Raw genomic sequence first — 16667 nt, forward strand, 5'->3', positions numbered from 1 at the left:
AATCCCTAATTTGACTTGGGACGAGTAAATTGGGAAGGCGGTTTAAACTTTTCTACTGGCACGCCTTTGAGAGCTTTCTGCATGAAATCACGCCAGATAGGAGCAACCATAACCCCACCCGTTGCACCGTGAGCCAGTTGTGTGTTGTTGTCTCTACCCACCCACACAGCAGTTGTTAATTGGGGTACAGTACCTACAAACCAGATATCCTTTTCTGAAGAGGTTGTTCCTGTCTTACCAGCAGCTGGGCGATCACTTAGAGCAGCATTTTTACCAGTACCACTGTTAACTACCGATTGCATGACATCAAGAATTGCAGCTGATGCCCAAGGATCGAGAATTAGCTGAGGTTTCGGTGTGTTGTCTAGCAATACATTGCCACTACTATCAGTAACGCGAGCAATTATCGTTGGTGGTGACTGCCAGCCATAATTGGCAAAGGTTGCATAAGCACTAGCCATTTCTAGAGGTGTGACACCAATCGCTCCTAGTGGCAAAGAACTCACCGGAGCCATTGGACTCATAATTCCCAAAGTGCGGCAGGTTTCGATTACTCTGTTCATCCCTACAGCCTTACCAACTTTAATCACGGGGATATTACGAGACTGCGATATGGCAGTACGAATTGTCATCGCTCCGCTAAAGCCACCATCATAGTTTTTCGGATAATACCAACCATTACCATCTCGATAGCTGACTGGAGCATCGACCACTGTTGAGTCTGGACCAAATTTCCCGCTAGCAAAGGCAGTATAGTATACAAATGGCTTAAAAGAAGATCCTGGCTGACGCTGAGCTTGGGTTGCACGGTTGAATTCGCTGGTTTTGGAATCTACCCCACCCACCAATGCTTTGATAAAATGTGTCCGCGGATCAATAGCTACTAAAGCCATTTGATTCTTAGATAATCCATTGCCCTCTAATGTTTTGTGCCACTTCCTAACTGTTTCTTCTGCCATAATTTGGAAGTTGGCATCAACAGTTGTTTGCACCCGCATTCCACCTTTAAGCAGTGTGTCACGCCCAAACTTCTTAGCCAACTCCTGGGAGACAGTATTAGTTACATAAGGTAGTGCGCTACCTTGAAACGACTTGATTTTACCAAGTTTGATTTCTTGCTTGAGGGCGTCATCGTATTCTTGCTGGTTAATCCAATTTAATTCCAGCATCCGTCCCAGCACTTCTTTTTGTTTTTGTTTTGCCAGCTTCATGCTTACAAACGGACTGAATTCTTCTGGCGCTTGGATCAAACCGGCCATCATTGCCGATTCACCTAGATTTAAATATTCTGCTGATTTGTTAAAATAACTGCGTGCTGCCGTTTGTACACCGTAGTTGTTGTGTCCCCAATAAACTTGATTGAGGTACATCTCCAAAATTTGGTCTTTACTGAGAATTTGCTCTAAGCGAATTGCTAGTACCCCTTCTGCTAACTTCCGGGTAAAGGCACGCTTTTGGGACAAAAACAGGTTTTTCACCAACTGCATAGTAATGGTAGAGCCACCTTCTCGGACTCCACCTGCTGCCCAGTTGACTACAACAGCACGCCCAACACCAGTAGGGTTAATACCGTGGTGATCGTAGAAATGACTATCTTCACTGGCTAATACTGCTCGTTTCAGGTTCGGAGAAATTTTATCTAGCGGTACGACTTCTCGATTGGCTTCCCCGTGGACACCTGCTAAGAGTTTGCCCTTAATGTCATAGATATAAGTTGTTTCTGAGGGAAAAAAGTTACGTAGCTGTCGGACATCTGGCAAATTACGGAAACTAATTGCTAAACCAACCAGTCCTCCGGCTACAATAGAACTTGCCAGCAAGGTGATTGATAACAGAGTACCGCCAGTTACCTGACCTACTCCTTTCAAAAAATCAAAACCTGATGAAGCCCGATTTTGTGGCTGCTTATCTTCAAAAGTCCTAGACGAAGACACGGCGTTTTCACTTCCTCACTTGTAAATATAACTGTAATTCATTAAAGCGAAGCAAGGCGGTTAATTTTTTGCAATTATAGTAGTCTGGCAGATGAGAAACTGGACAAATTGCTAGTGAATATAACCAACTTAACTTCTAAAGTGCAAAGCATAGCTAATATTGAATCTCCTAGTATGGCGCAAAATTTCGCTTGGCTGCGTCGTGGTGTAGTAGAAGTTTTTCCACAACCAATTGATGCTAACAGCGAAAGTGAAAGTTTAGAAAAGCGCTTACTCACTACAAACCAACCTTTAAGGGTAAAATTGGGAATTGACCCCACAGGTGCTGATATTCATCTTGGTCATAGCATACCAGTGCGAAAACTGCGAGCGTTTCAGGATGCAGGTCATACAGCAGTTTTAATTATTGGTGATTTTACAGCACGTATTGGTGACCCGACGGGCAAATCTGATGTACGGCGTCAGCTTACAGAAGCTGAGGTAGCACAAAACGCTCAGAGTTATCTTGACCAAATGCGCCCTATCTTGGATTTTGACACACCAGGAAGGTTAGAGGTGCGTTATAACTCCGAATGGCTCTCCCAGCTTAACTTAGGGAAAATTTTGGAGTTACTCTCCACGATGACGGTGGGGCAGATGTTGGCTAAGGAAGGATTTGCCGAACGCTATAAAAAAGAGAATCCAATTTTTCTCCATGAGTTCCTGTACCCTTTAATGCAAGGTTTTGATTCTGTAGCAGTTGAGGCAGATGTCGAATTAGGAGGTACTGATCAGAAGTTTAACATTGCTGTCGGCAGAGATTTACAGCGCCATTTTGGTCTAAAGCCCCAGTTTGGAATGCTGCTACCAATTTTAATTGGTACAGATGGGGAGCAAAAAATGTCCAAGTCTCTAGGTAATTATGTAGGTTTGGCAGAACATCCTGGACAAAAGTATCAGAAGTTACAGGGAGTTCCAGATAAATTGTTGGAGCAGTATTTTGAACTGCTGACAGATTTACCTTTGGATAAATTGCCAGAAAATCCCCGCGATCGCCAAACACTTTTAGCATGGGAAGTTGTCAAACAGTACCACGGCGAAACAGCAGCTAATGAGGCTAAAGAAGCAGCAAAAACTGGTGGTAAAGAAGGTGCAGTTCCAGAATTTTCTTTAGCTGGTGTGCAGCATCCCGCTAAGTTAGCATATATTCTCAATGTTAGTGGTTTGTGTAAAAGTACAGGGGAAGGAAAGCGAAAAATTCAAGAGGGAGGAGTGCGCTTAGATGGCGATCGCATTACCGATGTTGATACAACTTTTGCTGCTTCCACTGAGTTAGAAGGTAAAGTTTTACAAGTGGGAAAAAATAAGTTTGTGCGATTGGTGAAGTAGGGAATGGGGAGTAGGGAGTAGGGAATGAAGCCAGAAGAACGAATTATTGTAGCTTTGGATGTGCCTGATGAGCAAAGTGCGATCGCTCTTGTAGATCAACTTCCACAAGTTGGTTTTTGGAAAGTCGGCTTAGAGTTGTTTACCAGTACAGGGCCGAGAATACTAGAATTGCTTAAGTCTCGGAACAAGCGCATTTTCTTAGATTTAAAGTTTGACGACATCCCCAACACTGTGGCTGGTGCTTGCCGTAGTGCAGCTCGTTATGGCGTAGATTTATTAACTATCCATACTACGTGTGGTAGGGATGCCTTGAAAGCTGCAACTGAGGCGGCGCAGTCAGGGGCTGCACAAGTGGGTCTAAAACCCCCGAAATTAATTGCTATTACTCTGCTGACAAGCATTTCTGCTAGGCAATTAGCTTTTGATTTAAAAATTCCCTTAGAATTGCCAGAATACATCTTAGAAATGGCACTGCTAGCTAAAGAGACGGGAGTAGATGGGGCAGTTTGTTCGCCTCAAGAAGTGGCACAACTGCGAGACACTTGTGGAAATGATTTTTTGCTGGTTTGTCCGGGGGTAAGACCAATTTGGGCAGACATGGGAGATCAAAAGCGATCGCTTACCCCAGCGCAAGCTATGCAAGCTGGTGCAGATTATTTAGTGATTGGGCGTCCAATTACTGCTGCAAGTGATCCTGGGTTAGCTTGGCAGAGCATTTCTGAAGAATTAACAGCGATCGCATGAAGTCAGGAATCTGGAAAAGAAACTATGGTTTGTGGTTTGTTGCTTGTAGCTTCTGGCTTGTAGCAGCAAATAGTGTTAATAACTCAGCGTTTTCGAACATTACTCCTAACCCCTCTTTGCTAGCACAGAGGGGTAGCGTCAATAGTGCGGCGAGGTCTTTATGTGCTGAGCAAAATTTAGAAACATTAACTATACAGCTACTGCAAGATTTGCCCAACTACGCTAATCGAGCCACTCAACGCTCCCGTCGCCTCAAAAGAAGCGGTGACGTTTACAGTTATATGCTAGTTGCGGGAAAACCTGAGTTTACCCCCTTGCCCTTAAACTCTGAAGAATATACCGCAGATACATCTAATAAAAATAGCGGAGTAGAGCAAGTTTTTTTTACTACTTTGGTGCGGCAGTATATAGGTAAAAAAGCAGTAGAATCCCAAGAATTTCACTGGCTGTTATTGACCAAAACTAACAGTGGTTGGCGTGTAGTGATGATGTTTTCTCAAACTGGTTCTGATTCACCAGGACAACCACTATCTCCGCCACGGGATAGTAGCAATGGTGCGATCGCTCAAGGAGTGAAAACCTGGTTACGTGATTGTCAAGCCGGAAGTGTGCGGATACGTGCTGCAAATTAGGCACAGGATAAATCAGAAGGTCAATTAAATAAGCGATCGCAATTTACTTTCTACTCGAACAAGGGCAAATTATTCGGATCAAGACCCTAAGATTGTAAGTAAGCAATCAGTCGTTCTTTTTGCTGGCGTTCTTGTTCAATCTGTTCCCCAGCCCAAGGTAACAAATTACCTATTAACTATTTACTGAGTTGATGTATACTTCAGTTTTCTTATCTATATTTTCCTGATTTCATCTACCTTGGCACGCACTGCTTGAATATCCTGCCACATCAACCACTTAGGCCCACCTTTTTCCTTAGAAGGGTTACGTAACAAGTAGGAAGGATGGAAAATTGGCATACACAAACGTCCTTCCCATTCCAACCACTGTCCGCGGATTTTTGTAATTGCCCGCTTATCACCAGTTAAACCTTTGAGTGCAGTCGCACCTGTTAAAAGAATTATTTTTGGATCAACTAAGCGAATTTGTTCCAATAAATAGGGTTTGCAAGCACCCATTTCATCTGTAGTTGGAACTCGGTTATTTGGTGGGCGGCATTTATTGATGTTGGCGATATACACATCATTTTCAGTAGACAAATTTACAGATGCCAGAATTTTTTCTAGCAATTGCCCTGATTTGCCAACAAATGGTAAACCTGTTTCGTCTTCATTTTGTCCTGGTGCTTCTCCCACAATCATGATGGGCGCTTTAAGATTGCCGCGTCCAACAACAGCATGGGTACGAGTGTCTCCCAAAACACAACGATGGCAATGATTGCAATGCTGTGCCAACTCGGTGATGCTGGAGTAGGTTCCGGGAAGGATAGGAATTTTGGCGTCTGTGGGTATCAGCTCTCGTTGGTTAAAGGTTGAATCGTCAAAGAGGCTGAGTTGGTTTTCGCTGCTCATGAAAATCAGGATATTGGCTTCAGCACCAGCTATATTGTCTGTTTTTATAGATAGACTTTTGCTGAATACTGAGATATTTGCACAAATACTATTGTATCAGTTAATTTGAGCCAAATTCAGTCATGATATAAAGCAGTGCCGTCCTGAAGGGCTGGGGGCAACCATGTCGAATACTCCATTTTTTGCCGATCGCACTCATGCAGGTGAGGAATTGGCACGAGTGATTCATGATGTTTTGACTCAGCAAGCTATTGATTCTGGGGTAAAGCCTATGCCAATTATCTATGCTTTACCAAGAGGAGGTGTGCCAATAGCAGCACCAATAGCAAGTCTTTTAAATTGTCCGTTGACAATAGTTGTGGCGAAAAAGATTAGTCATCCAGATAATCCAGAGTTAGCAATTGGTGCAGTGACTACCTCTGAACACATTCTTTGGACTCAGCAAAAGCTATTGCACCCAAAAGATAATTCGCGGTGGCGGCAACTAGCTTTAAATGAAGCTATCAATCAAGCTAAGTTTTTGGAGGCTCAATTAAGCCCTGCTTGTCCCCAGGTAAACACAGAAGGTGCTACGCTGATCTTGGTTGATGATGGTATTGCCACTGGTATGACGATAGCAGTAGCTGCAACTGCTATTAAAGCACTTTCACCAGCAGCAGTTTGGCTTTGTACTCCAGTAGCGCCCCAGAATTTGCTGCCTTGGTTGAGTCAGTGGGGCGATCGGGTAATTGTCTTGGAGACGCCAGAACCCTTCATGAGTGTGAGTAATTTTTACACAGAATTTCCTCAAGTAGATACATTAGAAGTTCTCATGTATCTTCAGCAACAAAAGAGAGTAGGAGAAATGTAGCTTTAAAAGTAATTTGGAATGTGGGTTTAAATTTTTAATTTTTAATTTTTAATTGTTTCCTCCTCTTTTTTTCTAACTATTTGGATATGCCTCCTGTTGGTATTGCATGGCTTTGGCGTAATCACCCAAGGCGTAGCAAGTGACTCTTAAACTAGCAAGGGCTTGTTCTTCACAGCGATGATCTTTGATTGTCCTGGCTAAGAGCAAACGTTCTTCATAATATAAAATAGCTTTGGTATAGTCACCCAACGCTTCACAAGCAACTCCTAAACTGCCCAAAGACTGTTCCTCAGCACGCTTATCTTGAATTTCTTTAGCTAATTGCAAACGGTCTTGATAATATTTAATAGCTCTGGCATAATCCCCCAAAGCGTAACAAGCATTACCCAAGTTTTTTAATACCTGAGAAGCACTGCGAAAATTTTTTAAGGAACGTGCTATTACTACACACTGCTCATAGTAAGCGATCGCTTTTGGGTAGTTATCCAAAGCATACCAAGCATTACCCAGATTCTTTAGTACCTGTTCCTGCCCCCAATTGTCTTTGAGTTCCTGTACAATTTCTAGGCTTTGCTGCTGATACTCAATCGCTTGGATAAAGTTACCCAAAGCTTTATACACCAGTCCCAAATTATTCAGTGCCGCCACTTGACTCCGTTTATCTTGTAGCTGCTGGGTTATTTTCAAACACTTTTCTAGAAACTCAATTGCCTTTTGATGTTCATTCAAGTGACGATAAGCATTACCTAAATGGGAAAATACTTGCATCTTTAACCCTAAATCTGAAGTATCTTCAATCAAAGATAAACACTGCTGAGAGTAAGAGATACTATTTTTGTAATCCCCCGCGGTATAAGTTACCAATCCTAAACAAGAAAGGACTTGTGCTTGTTTTTGCTTATTCCCTATTGTTGTAAACAGCATTAAGGATTGTTGTAAAGATTTTATGGAGGCGATGAAGTCACCAGCCTTCTGCTGTTGAATTCCTTGCCGCATTAGCTTAGATGCATCTGACAACTGGCCGTCACTGCCTTGTGTAAATAGATTTCCTGCTTGGGAATTTGTATCAAATTGATGGGTAATTGTATTCCGCTTCACTGATTTTACGTATGTTATGGACAATGGTAAGGGGACTATATTTTGCAATCTCTGATTCCATCAGTTTTTCGACATCTACCCTTCCTGTTCAGTTTTGTAATACATTTATTGTTCCCAAAACCAGAAAACATATTTCAATTTTAATGATTCGTTTTCTACTATTTATAGGAAAATATAAAGTTTAGGCTAGGGTTTGATAAAAAATCTATTTTCTTTTTTAGGTAGTTTAATCAAGCGATCGCTATTAAATAGTTAAAGCAGGCTTTAAATGTAGTACTAAATAAAGGTTACAGCTATTAAATTTATTTGTACATAAGATTAAATTTTAGAATAAAATTCTATTATAGAAAGCCTAAAATAAAGATTCAGGAGATGAAAGTATATATTTTATTAGCTTTATGTGTCTTGAAAAAATTATTTTATAGAATAAAGTACAAAAAGATTATCGGCTTTAAACTAGTTAAGCTTTAATTAGCTATTTTCTGCATATTTGCAGCAGAGTCTAGTTGAATAACTATTTCCGTAAGCTCAATTTGTTTATGTAAACAATCAGAAAACAATTCTGTAATGATTGTTTGACGTAATTGCTCATCTAATTGAGGTTGAATAATTTTATGAACCTCAATTAGATGAACTCATTTTTGAGTCTGAATTGGTTTGAGAACTTTTGGAGCAGAAGCAGCAAATACAACTGCTGCAATCTCTGGACGAAAATCTTTACGGTATCGCAAACCTTGATATCCATAAGCACGGCGGAGTTCTGGTTCTTGGATATATAGACGAGCGATTTCTGGAAAACTAATTTCGCCTTCTTCTAAGGCATAAAATAATTCTAAGGCTAAGTCCCTATTCTCAAAGATGACTTGATAGGTGATGGCGGCAACGTAATCTAATTGGTGTTCATAAAAAACTTTTCGACTTGAGTAGAAAATAAGTGATTAGCTAACTTTACTTTTTTTTAAAGTTACATTTTATTAATTTGAGTTATGCACTTTAAGATTCGCTCCCTTTTAATTACAATATTTATGTGTTATTTAAGACAAGTATTAACATTAATAGTAACAATAACAATATTATTTTATAGCAAGTATTATCAACTTATACATCATAGGTGTGACGAAGTATATCTCGCACCTCCATTAAAATTTTTCCTAATATATAAAATTTTTCCTAACATATTTTTACCACTACCATCACTTCCGCAACCCCAGTAAAAGTCGATAGGAGAGTTTTCAACGATTTCTTCATTACTTGTAGAAAGTAAAATATCTCTGATATCTGCATGGGTTTTAAATTTGCCTAAGACAGCTTTTCGCATGATGTCATCTTTAACTTGTTCCCAATCTTGGCGTAGGGGACGGGTTCTCTCACGTCCCTTCTCGCCGCTTCTTTGGGTGCTGACTAGGGGAATTTGTTCTGCATGAGGCGTGCCTACAAACTTTTGTGCTTGAAAGTAGTGTTCGCTCGTATACCAGTACAATCCATCCAACTTAAAGCCGTGAGGCGATAAAGTTGGAGAAACAACCATATTGTTCACGAGTACTGTAAAAGTAAATAGGCATCTGAAAAACTGTGCTTTTTGGCTAAATTTAGATTCAATGTTTAATCATTCATGTTATCTAAGTCAATAACATCTCAAAGCCGCCAAGAATCTTGCTTGATATACTTTGACAGCGCAATTTATCCACAATCGCGATCGCACTGTCAGTTTTGCCTATTTAAATTTAGGATTTTTAACTATTTAAGCTCTCTTTTCATTACCAGCTAATTCCTTGGGTTCAAAGTAACGGCAACCATTACACGGCCCATCAGGATTGACAGCACAGCGGATATAGCCAGATCGAGCATTAAATTTGCAACTAATGTCGCCAATTAAATAACCCACTCCTTCTAGATAGTAGCGATCACTTTCAATAGGTCTTTCATTCTGGCGTACCCGTACCACTGGAAAACTCATCGCTGCTTGTCTTAACCGTGCGCGTGTCCGTAATTGGGTTTTACGCATCACCCACAGGGAAAACAGGGACGGTAAAAAACCAACGGCAATCACTAAAAGTGTCCTTAACACCTTCTTTTTACCTCTTTTGTGCGCTGATTGATCGTCACCTGATGTTGCACTCTGGTGTTTACGGAAGTGCAAATCTTTGGGCAGTTGTATCTTTTTGCCATTAACAAGTTTGTCAATGGCAATAACAGTGTGGCATTTAGCAATTCTCAACAAGAAGTACACCCTGCCACTTCCATCAGCATAACTTTTACAACCCAAGGGGTGAGCTGTTGTTGAATATTAATAATTTTAAGATTTGTTGATTAGCACGCTTTTAAATCAGCGCTTTGTGTCAGTCTCTACCTCATTCTTGTTTTTTCTATGTCGCTGTGATGCTAGTCTTTTATTTTTGGTTTGCTCACGTAGTTGCTGTGCTAGTTGCGCTGCTTCCTTCTCTGCTCGGCATAAATCAACTTTTCGCATTGTCAGGATAAATGTTGCATCGGGCTTTTTTCTGACGCAAGGAACACCTACTGTGAAATCCTGACAAATGTTTTTGCCTGGCCCCTCTTTTATCAGTGGGTGAAATTTTTGAGATTTGAGCGTGCTGGCTATTGCCTTCAACTCTAATATTGCTATTTCTAACTCTTCTGCTATTTCGTTGATACGTTCGCTTTGTGCTACTAAACGCTCCCATCCACTGATGATTCTTTCCTCTTGAGGTTGCAGTGGCGCGATCGCAGTAGTGACAATTGTTGGTTTTAATAAAGGAACATTCAGCGAGATGGCACTTTTGTAGCTGTTTTGGATGTTTTTCATAGTTACTCCTGTAATGCTACTTAACTCGTAAGGCATTTTAGCAGTAAAAAGTACATATGTACTATAAATTTAATATATAACGTTTTTGACCACTTGTACTAAGTGGCAGTCATACACGTAAAAATGTGATGCTTAGGGTAACGTAGTGAAGTATCTTAGAAATTATTTGCTACAAGTGCTGCTAGCGCGAAGTGAGACAGTGCATGTATAATTTGTACAGTTATCGCGAGTAGACGCCCATAGATACATCTTGCCATAGGCTAGGGTGCTTTAAAGCAGGGTGGCAAGTAGCATACAGCAGTTTGCAAGTAAATGAATTACAGGATCTGAGTTAAAAAGCTAGATATAAAGCCGGATTTATTTCTGACTCACCTCGGCTACGCTCGATGGTCGCCGAGCGCAGCTGAGGTGCAACCACCTGTATTCGGAATTCTGCTGTATTTTATATAGCGGACAATTTCACCAATATATATATAAGCTAAATCGTATTTTAAAAATTGTCAGATGATAACTAGCGATTACTAAAATTAATAATGTTTAATTACATTAGAAATAGCGTCAGTTTTATTATAACTTTTGCGCCATTGTTCAAGATGATTAATACATATTGATTTAGTGACAACATTCATATCATTTCCACGCCAAGCTATTTCTGAATCTGTCGTAAAGACTCCACATTCTAACTGCTCCAGCCTGATATCCCAATATTCACTAAATCGGCTTTTTAAAGTAATAACTTGTTCAAATACTTTGTTTCTATGCTTATTTCTTCTTTTTCTTTCTGTAGCACCCGTTGCTTCTGTATCAATAAACTTAGTTTCTATTAAAAGTAAATTTCCTTTAAATGTTAGATAAACAAAATCGCATTTTCCTAAATCTGTATAATCTGCTATTGGAGATTTTTCAAATAACAGTAATTCAGCGCATGAAGGAAATAACTCTTTTATATTTAGGAATAAATAAGCTTGTAATAGAAGTTCTTTATCATAAGGAAACACGATAACCCCCTCAAAGAATTTTTTAATGTCTTCTTGAGTTTGGGGTTGAATTCTTCTACAGTATGAAACAAATTTATTTAGCTCATTTGCGGTCATCAAGTTTTAGCTCCTTACCTCAGTTGCTGCCTCAATGATCATGGCATTAAAATATACCAACTTCTTAAGGAAGGTATCATCCGCATAAGTAACTAAAAAAACAATTACCTTTTTGATTGCGTAAGTTGATCTACTATTGACAGTTAGTAAAAAAGATATCAAGCTACTGACTTTGGCTACTAATCAACGGTTTGATATGGGCAGAAAATCTGGCGTTTTGCAAAGCTTGGACGGTAATTCTAGAATCTTGTACACAAAATTGCCAACCTAAGCGCACAAGTTTGCGAGAATTTTCAGTTTGTACAATTCCGATAATCGGCATTTTTGCCTTTTCTTTATCACCTGACTGTTCTTGTAAAATTGTTTTCAAGCGATGTAGTTCTTCAATGTTTCCGGCTTGTTGAGGATTCAATTCCACCATTACCATCTGTACTGTTTCAACTGGTTCTGCGTCTTCAAGAATAAATTGGGTTTGTTCGTCTCGTCGGTCTACTTTCCCCCAAATAATTAATCTGGTATCTACTTGCAGCAAAGAACTAATACGTTCATAAGTTTTGGGAAATACTACAGCTTCTGATTGTGTGGTTAAATCTTCTATTTGCAAAATTGCCATTGAGTCACCTTTTTTGGTGACCACTTTTTTGACACCATTTAACATGACAACTGCACAAAGTTTTATATCTTCTCTTTGTTCACCAAGTTGCGAAAGGTTAATTGGAGTTAAGAGAGGTACTATTTGCCTTAAAGATTTTAATGGATGATCTGATACATAAAAGCCCAATAATTCTTTTTCCATCCGCAATTTTTCTTGTGGGGGAAAATCCATAACAGGTTTAGCTTTAGGAGCTATTTCAAAAGCATTATTTGCTCTCTTATTATTAGCGGAAGAAAATCCACCTCCTAATAAATCAAAAAGATTTCCTTGACCGCTAGCCCTGTCTTTAGCACGGGATTGCGCCCAGTCATACACTAGCTCTAAGTCATTGATTAACTGTTGGCGGTTCGGTTCAAGTTTGTCAAAAGCTCCACAGTAAATCAATGACTCCAAAGTACGGCGATTAACAGCGCGTAAATCGACGCGATCGCAAAAATCAGCGAGTGATTTAAACTCTCCTGTCTCATTCCTCGCTGACAAAATGCAGGCGATCGCATTCTGGCCTACATTACGCACCGCTGAAAATCCAAATAAAATTTTTCCTGCTGTTGGCGTGAAATCTACACCAGAGCGATTAATATCAGGCGGATCTATTGGAATCCCCATATTCGTGCAGTTAGTAATATATCTCTGCACTTTATCTGTGTCGCCACTGTTAGCTGTTAACAGTGCCGCCATATACTCTAATGGATAATTAGCTTTTAAATATGCTGTTTGATAAGTTACATATCCATAGGCAGTAGAATGGGATTTATTGAAACAATTAGAAGCTATTAAACTATTTTTGATAACAAAATTATGGTCGCGTTCTAAGCCAATATCGTAGACATTCTCGTTGCCTAAATATTTACGGGTGACTATTTTAACCATTCTTTCCTACTCCTAAAACAAATTTTGTTAAACTGATTAATTGATAAAAATATCAGGTTTATAGAGTGGATATTACTTAATAATACAAAACTTTGTGACGAGCAAACACTGCTATACTCTTACACAAAAATAGCCACAATTTATCAAATTTTAGTAAAATACTAAACAAACAGTTTGAAAAGCAGCTATCTGCTGTCTTAGAAACTGATTCAATATAGATTAATCAAAGTAATCAGCATCTTAAACGGCTCAACCTAGTTGATTTGCGCGATGATGTTAAGTGTTTAATCGCTTTGTTCCTAAACCTCAGACCCTTACAGCCTTTCTTGCTCAGCCAATTGAGTATTACCTCTGAATAATCCTAGATACGGTGTTGGGAAGGGGTAGATGCAGAGAGATGAGCGAAAATAGCTATTGATTAATGCCCCATACTTCGACAAAGCTCAGTACAAGTGCCCTATGCCCAATTTGGGTCAATATGTAATAAAATCAAGGACTTGAGTCATAGAGAGAGCAATCATGGCATCCATCCGCGAGTTGCACGAACAGCTAATAAAAAAAGAACGTTCTGCCGTTGAAATTACCCAAGAAGCTCTAGAGCGCATTCAAGCTCTAGAGCCGAAATTGCACAGTTTCTTGTATGTGACAGCAGAACAAGCATTAGAGCAAGCTCGTGCTGTGGATGGCAAAATCGCTGCTGGAGAGGAAATTGGCATCCTTGCAGGGATTCCCATTGGCGTTAAAGACAATATGTGTACTAAGGGTATTCCTACTACCTGCGCCTCACGAATTTTAGAAAATTTTGTGCCGCCTTATGAATCAACCGTGACGCAAAAACTGGCGGACTCTGGAGCGGTGATGGTAGGCAAAACTAATTTAGACGAGTTTGCAATGGGTGGTTCCACAGAAAACTCTGCTTACCAAGTCACGGCTAATCCTTGGGATTTGTCACGGGTTCCGGGTGGTTCTTCTGGGGGATCTGCCGCAGCCGTAGCGGCAGATGAATGCGTTGTTGCCCTTGGTTCTGATACTGGTGGTTCGATTCGGCAACCTGCATCTTTTTGTGGTGTAGTGGGGATGAAACCGACTTATGGCCTAGTTTCTCGTTATGGTTTAGTGGCTTACGCTTCATCTTTAGATCAAATAGGGCCATTTGCCCAGACAGTAGAAGATGCTGCGATATTATTGAGTGCGATCGCAGGTTACGATCCCAAAGACTCTACCAGCCTGAAAGTAGATATTCCTGACTACGCCGCTAGCTTAAAACCAGACCTCAAAGCCAGAGGAAAAATCAGAATCGGTGTAATTAAAGAAACTTTTGGTGAAGGCTTAGACTCCGTAGTCGAACAAGCTGTTACCAAAGCACTGGAACAACTACAACATTTGGGAGCAGAGATTGATGTAGTTTCCTGTCCCAGTTTCCGCTATGGCGTACCTAGCTATTACATCATCGCCCCATCGGAAGCCTCAGCTAACCTAGCCCGTTACGATGGTGTTAAGTATGGGTTGCGTGCGCCTGATGCAGACAATCTACTATCTATGTACACTCGTACTCGCGCTACTGGTTTTGGAGCAGAAGTCAAACGCCGAATTATGATTGGAACCTACGCCCTTTCGGCTGGCTATTATGATGCCTTTTATCTGAAAGCTCAAAAAGTCCGCACTTTGATTAAACAAGACTTTCAAAAAGCTTTTCAAAAATTTGATGTACTAGTCTCTCCTACCGCTCCCACTACAGCTTTCAAGGCAGGAGAAAAAACTACAGATCCGTTGAGTATGTATTTAGTTGACTTAATGACTATTCCCGTTAACCTTGCTGGTTTACCAGGATTAAGCGTACCTTGTGGCTTTGATGATCAAGGGCTACCGATTGGATTGCAACTAATTGGCAATGTACTTAGAGAAGACCAACTGTTTCAAGTGGCTTATGCTTATGAGAAATCTACCTCTTGGCATCTACGTAAACCGCAAATATCTTGAAAATAGACATTGAGTTTCTACTAGTTAATTGTCAATTATTCGTTCTTGATTGCTATTGACCATTGACTGTTGCTCGTTGAGTTGTGGAGTCAAAGATTCGGATGTAACTTGTGGATTATGTGTATAAAATAGCCCGGCAGACGCAGCCGCTAACAATAATCCATAGGTAATAAAAAGAGGTATGTGTAAAACTGATTTTCTGTCTAAATTCTGATTTTTACAATTAGTATCTAGACAGAAAACATTACTTTTAAGGCTCTGTGTTAAAGCACTTCCATCCAGGCCCAAGGCGTCTGCGTAGCGACGGATGAATCCTTGAACAAAAACAAGCTCAGGCAATTCTTCATATCGCCCTTCTTCTAAAGCTAGCAAAATAGCTGGTCGAATAAGTGTCTGAGCCGCTATTTCTTCTATACGTATGGATTTTTCTTGTCTTACTTGTTGCAGCTTTGTACTGATTTCCTGGAACTGTTTTACTTGAACTTCATTTAAGCGCGTCACAGTCTTCTCCCGGTATTGATGAATCCTTACTATTAAAGAGTGAAACTACTGATAAACGCATACGTAAATTTACTAATAAATTCCTTTTAGGAAAAAAATTTTTCAAGATTCAGTTTAATCCTGATTAGAAAATTCCCACATAGTCAGAAAGAGCGTAATTATTATTTTTTATAAATACTTGTAACCGATTAAAATCTAGTACATGACTGCTAATTCACTGTAGCTTCCAATGCAAGTATTGTTTAAACTGCTACTTTGGGCAGGGACAGTTGTAGCGATCGCTTACTCTGCTATCTGTCTCTTTCTGCTTATTCAACAACCTCGGTTCATCTTTTTTCCCTCTGCCGTGATTGAAAAGACACCAGAGTTGTTTAATCTTACTTACGAAGAGGTATGGTTACCTGTGCCAGTTAAAACTGGTAAGGTAGAACATATTCACGGTTGGTGGATAAAAGCAAAACAGCCTAACGCCAAAACATTACTGTACCTGCACGGAAATGGGATTAATATTGGTGCAAACATAGCTCACACTAACCGATTTTATCAATTAGGATTTTCGGTCTTGCTGATTGATTACCGGGGTTACGGCCGCAGTCAGGGTATCTTTCCAAATGAAAAGCGGGTTTATCAGGATGCAGCTACAGCTTGGAAATACTTAGTGCAGCAGCGACAGATTCCAGCCAAGCAAATTTTTATTTACGGTCATTCTCTGGGAGGAGCAATAGCTATTGATTTAGCAGTTAAATATCCAGATGCCGCTGGGCTAATTGTCGAAAGCTCTTTTACCTCTATCCGAGATTTAGTAACATATCAGAATATTTTTTGGATGTTTCCTGTCGATTTGATTCTGACACAGCGATTTGAATCTATCAAAAAAGTGCCAGAGCTGAAAATGCCAGTTTTATTCATTCATGGCGCTGTTGATTCGACTGTACCCGCTTTCATGAGCGAAAAACTTTACGCCAAAGCTATTGCACCAAAGCAACTATTTTTAGTTTCAGGAGCAAATCATAATGACACAGCAGTTGTTGGCGGTTTGCAATATGTGCAAAAGATAGAGTCTTTCATCCAACAAGTGCAAGGTTGCAGGTATTTAAATTTCTAACAGCGCACTGGTAATAATTTTTACTATTTTTCTGATTTTGGAGAAATTTTATACATTAGAATCCGGATAATTTAGGAACATTAAGAATAAATTATACAGGTTAAACAACTCTTATTAGGGCGCCAGGAGAAACTTCAAC

Annotated in this window: 14 protein-coding genes and 2 pseudogenes; 6 read left to right on the forward strand and 10 right to left on the reverse strand. The window is 40.0% G+C overall.

Going from position 1 to position 16667, the window contains the following annotated elements; all coding sequences use genetic code 11:
- Positions 1 to 5: 5 nt before the first annotated feature.
- The gene (locus WKK05_RS33440; protein ID WP_341527269.1) at positions 6 to 1934 is read right to left on the reverse strand and encodes a transglycosylase domain-containing protein; all 1929 of its coding nucleotides are present in this window, start codon (positions 1932 to 1934) and stop codon (positions 6 to 8) included.
- A gap of 114 nt (positions 1935 to 2048) precedes the next feature.
- On the opposite strand from WKK05_RS33440, the gene tyrS reads away from it, so the two are divergent.
- Genes tyrS through WKK05_RS33455 form a run of 3 tightly spaced genes read left to right on the forward strand, consistent with a single transcriptional unit; the run spans position 2049 to position 4678 of the window.
- The gene (tyrS, locus tag WKK05_RS33445; protein ID WP_341527270.1) at positions 2049 to 3302 is read left to right on the forward strand and encodes a tyrosine--tRNA ligase; all 1254 of its coding nucleotides are present in this window, start codon (positions 2049 to 2051) and stop codon (positions 3300 to 3302) included.
- Between the two features lie 24 nt (positions 3303 to 3326).
- Positions 3327 to 4046 carry an orotidine-5'-phosphate decarboxylase gene (gene pyrF / locus WKK05_RS33450; RefSeq protein ID WP_341527271.1) on the forward strand — a complete coding sequence of 240 codons (720 nt, stop codon included), beginning with the start codon at positions 3327 to 3329 and terminating at the stop codon, positions 4044 to 4046.
- The gene (locus tag WKK05_RS33455; RefSeq protein ID WP_341527272.1) at positions 4043 to 4678 is read left to right on the forward strand and encodes a hypothetical protein; all 636 of its coding nucleotides are present in this window, start codon (positions 4043 to 4045) and stop codon (positions 4676 to 4678) included. Before pyrF ends, WKK05_RS33455 begins: the two co-directional genes overlap by 4 nt.
- A gap of 213 nt (positions 4679 to 4891) precedes the next feature.
- Here the strand turns inward: WKK05_RS33455 and WKK05_RS33460 are convergent, their stop codons facing one another.
- Complete coding sequence (locus WKK05_RS33460) at positions 4892 to 5569, reverse strand: uracil-DNA glycosylase (protein WP_341527273.1); 678 nt, start codon at positions 5567 to 5569, stop codon at positions 4892 to 4894.
- Between the two features lie 163 nt (positions 5570 to 5732).
- On the opposite strand from WKK05_RS33460, the gene WKK05_RS33465 reads away from it, so the two are divergent.
- Entirely contained in the window at positions 5733 to 6419 is a 687-nt protein-coding gene (locus WKK05_RS33465) for a phosphoribosyltransferase family protein (protein ID WP_341527274.1), read from the forward strand.
- A gap of 72 nt (positions 6420 to 6491) precedes the next feature.
- Here WKK05_RS33465 and WKK05_RS33470 read toward each other — a convergent pair whose 3' ends face one another.
- From WKK05_RS33470 to WKK05_RS33500, 7 genes and pseudogenes are all read right to left on the reverse strand, one after another.
- Positions 6492 to 7565, reverse strand: coding sequence for a tetratricopeptide repeat protein (locus WKK05_RS33470; protein ID WP_341527275.1), 1074 nt, complete (start codon positions 7563 to 7565; stop codon positions 6492 to 6494).
- Between the two features lie 419 nt (positions 7566 to 7984).
- A pseudogene (locus WKK05_RS33475) lies at positions 7985 to 8466 on the reverse strand (peptidylprolyl isomerase); the annotation flags it as partial.
- 149 nt (positions 8467 to 8615) lie between these two features.
- Positions 8616 to 9079: pseudogene (locus tag WKK05_RS33480) on the reverse strand (NADAR domain-containing protein).
- A 179-nt stretch (positions 9080 to 9258) separates the two neighbouring features.
- On the reverse strand, positions 9259 to 9585 hold the full coding sequence (locus WKK05_RS33485; protein WP_341531259.1) for a DUF6464 family protein: 327 nt from the start codon (positions 9583 to 9585) through the stop codon (positions 9259 to 9261).
- Between the two features lie 258 nt (positions 9586 to 9843).
- Positions 9844 to 10323 (reverse strand): hypothetical protein, encoded by a 480-nt coding sequence (locus WKK05_RS33490; RefSeq protein WP_341527276.1) that lies wholly within the window; start codon positions 10321 to 10323, stop codon positions 9844 to 9846.
- Between the two features lie 527 nt (positions 10324 to 10850).
- Positions 10851 to 11417 (reverse strand): hypothetical protein, encoded by a 567-nt coding sequence (locus WKK05_RS33495; RefSeq protein ID WP_341527277.1) that lies wholly within the window; start codon positions 11415 to 11417, stop codon positions 10851 to 10853.
- A gap of 163 nt (positions 11418 to 11580) precedes the next feature.
- Positions 11581 to 12942, reverse strand: a complete 1362-nt coding sequence (locus tag WKK05_RS33500; RefSeq protein ID WP_341527278.1) for an OB-fold nucleic acid binding domain-containing protein — start codon at positions 12940 to 12942, stop codon at positions 11581 to 11583.
- Between the two features lie 519 nt (positions 12943 to 13461).
- Between WKK05_RS33500 and gatA the strand changes: the two genes are divergently transcribed.
- Positions 13462 to 14922, forward strand: coding sequence for an Asp-tRNA(Asn)/Glu-tRNA(Gln) amidotransferase subunit GatA (gatA, locus tag WKK05_RS33505; RefSeq protein ID WP_341527279.1), 1461 nt, complete (start codon positions 13462 to 13464; stop codon positions 14920 to 14922).
- Between the two features lie 24 nt (positions 14923 to 14946).
- Here the strand turns inward: gatA and WKK05_RS33510 are convergent, their stop codons facing one another.
- A complete protein-coding gene (locus WKK05_RS33510; protein ID WP_341527280.1) occupies positions 14947 to 15423 on the reverse strand; it encodes a helix-turn-helix transcriptional regulator in 477 nt (158 codons plus the stop codon).
- Positions 15424 to 15652: 229 nt separating this feature from the next.
- On the opposite strand from WKK05_RS33510, the gene WKK05_RS33515 reads away from it, so the two are divergent.
- Positions 15653 to 16528, forward strand: coding sequence for an alpha/beta fold hydrolase (locus tag WKK05_RS33515; protein WP_341527281.1), 876 nt, complete (start codon positions 15653 to 15655; stop codon positions 16526 to 16528).
- The last annotated feature ends 139 nt before the right edge of the window (positions 16529 to 16667 follow it).

This window comes from Nostoc sp. UHCC 0302 (assembly GCF_038096175.1).
In the GTDB taxonomy this organism is placed as follows: Bacteria; Cyanobacteriota; Cyanobacteriia; order Cyanobacteriales; family Nostocaceae; genus UHCC-0302.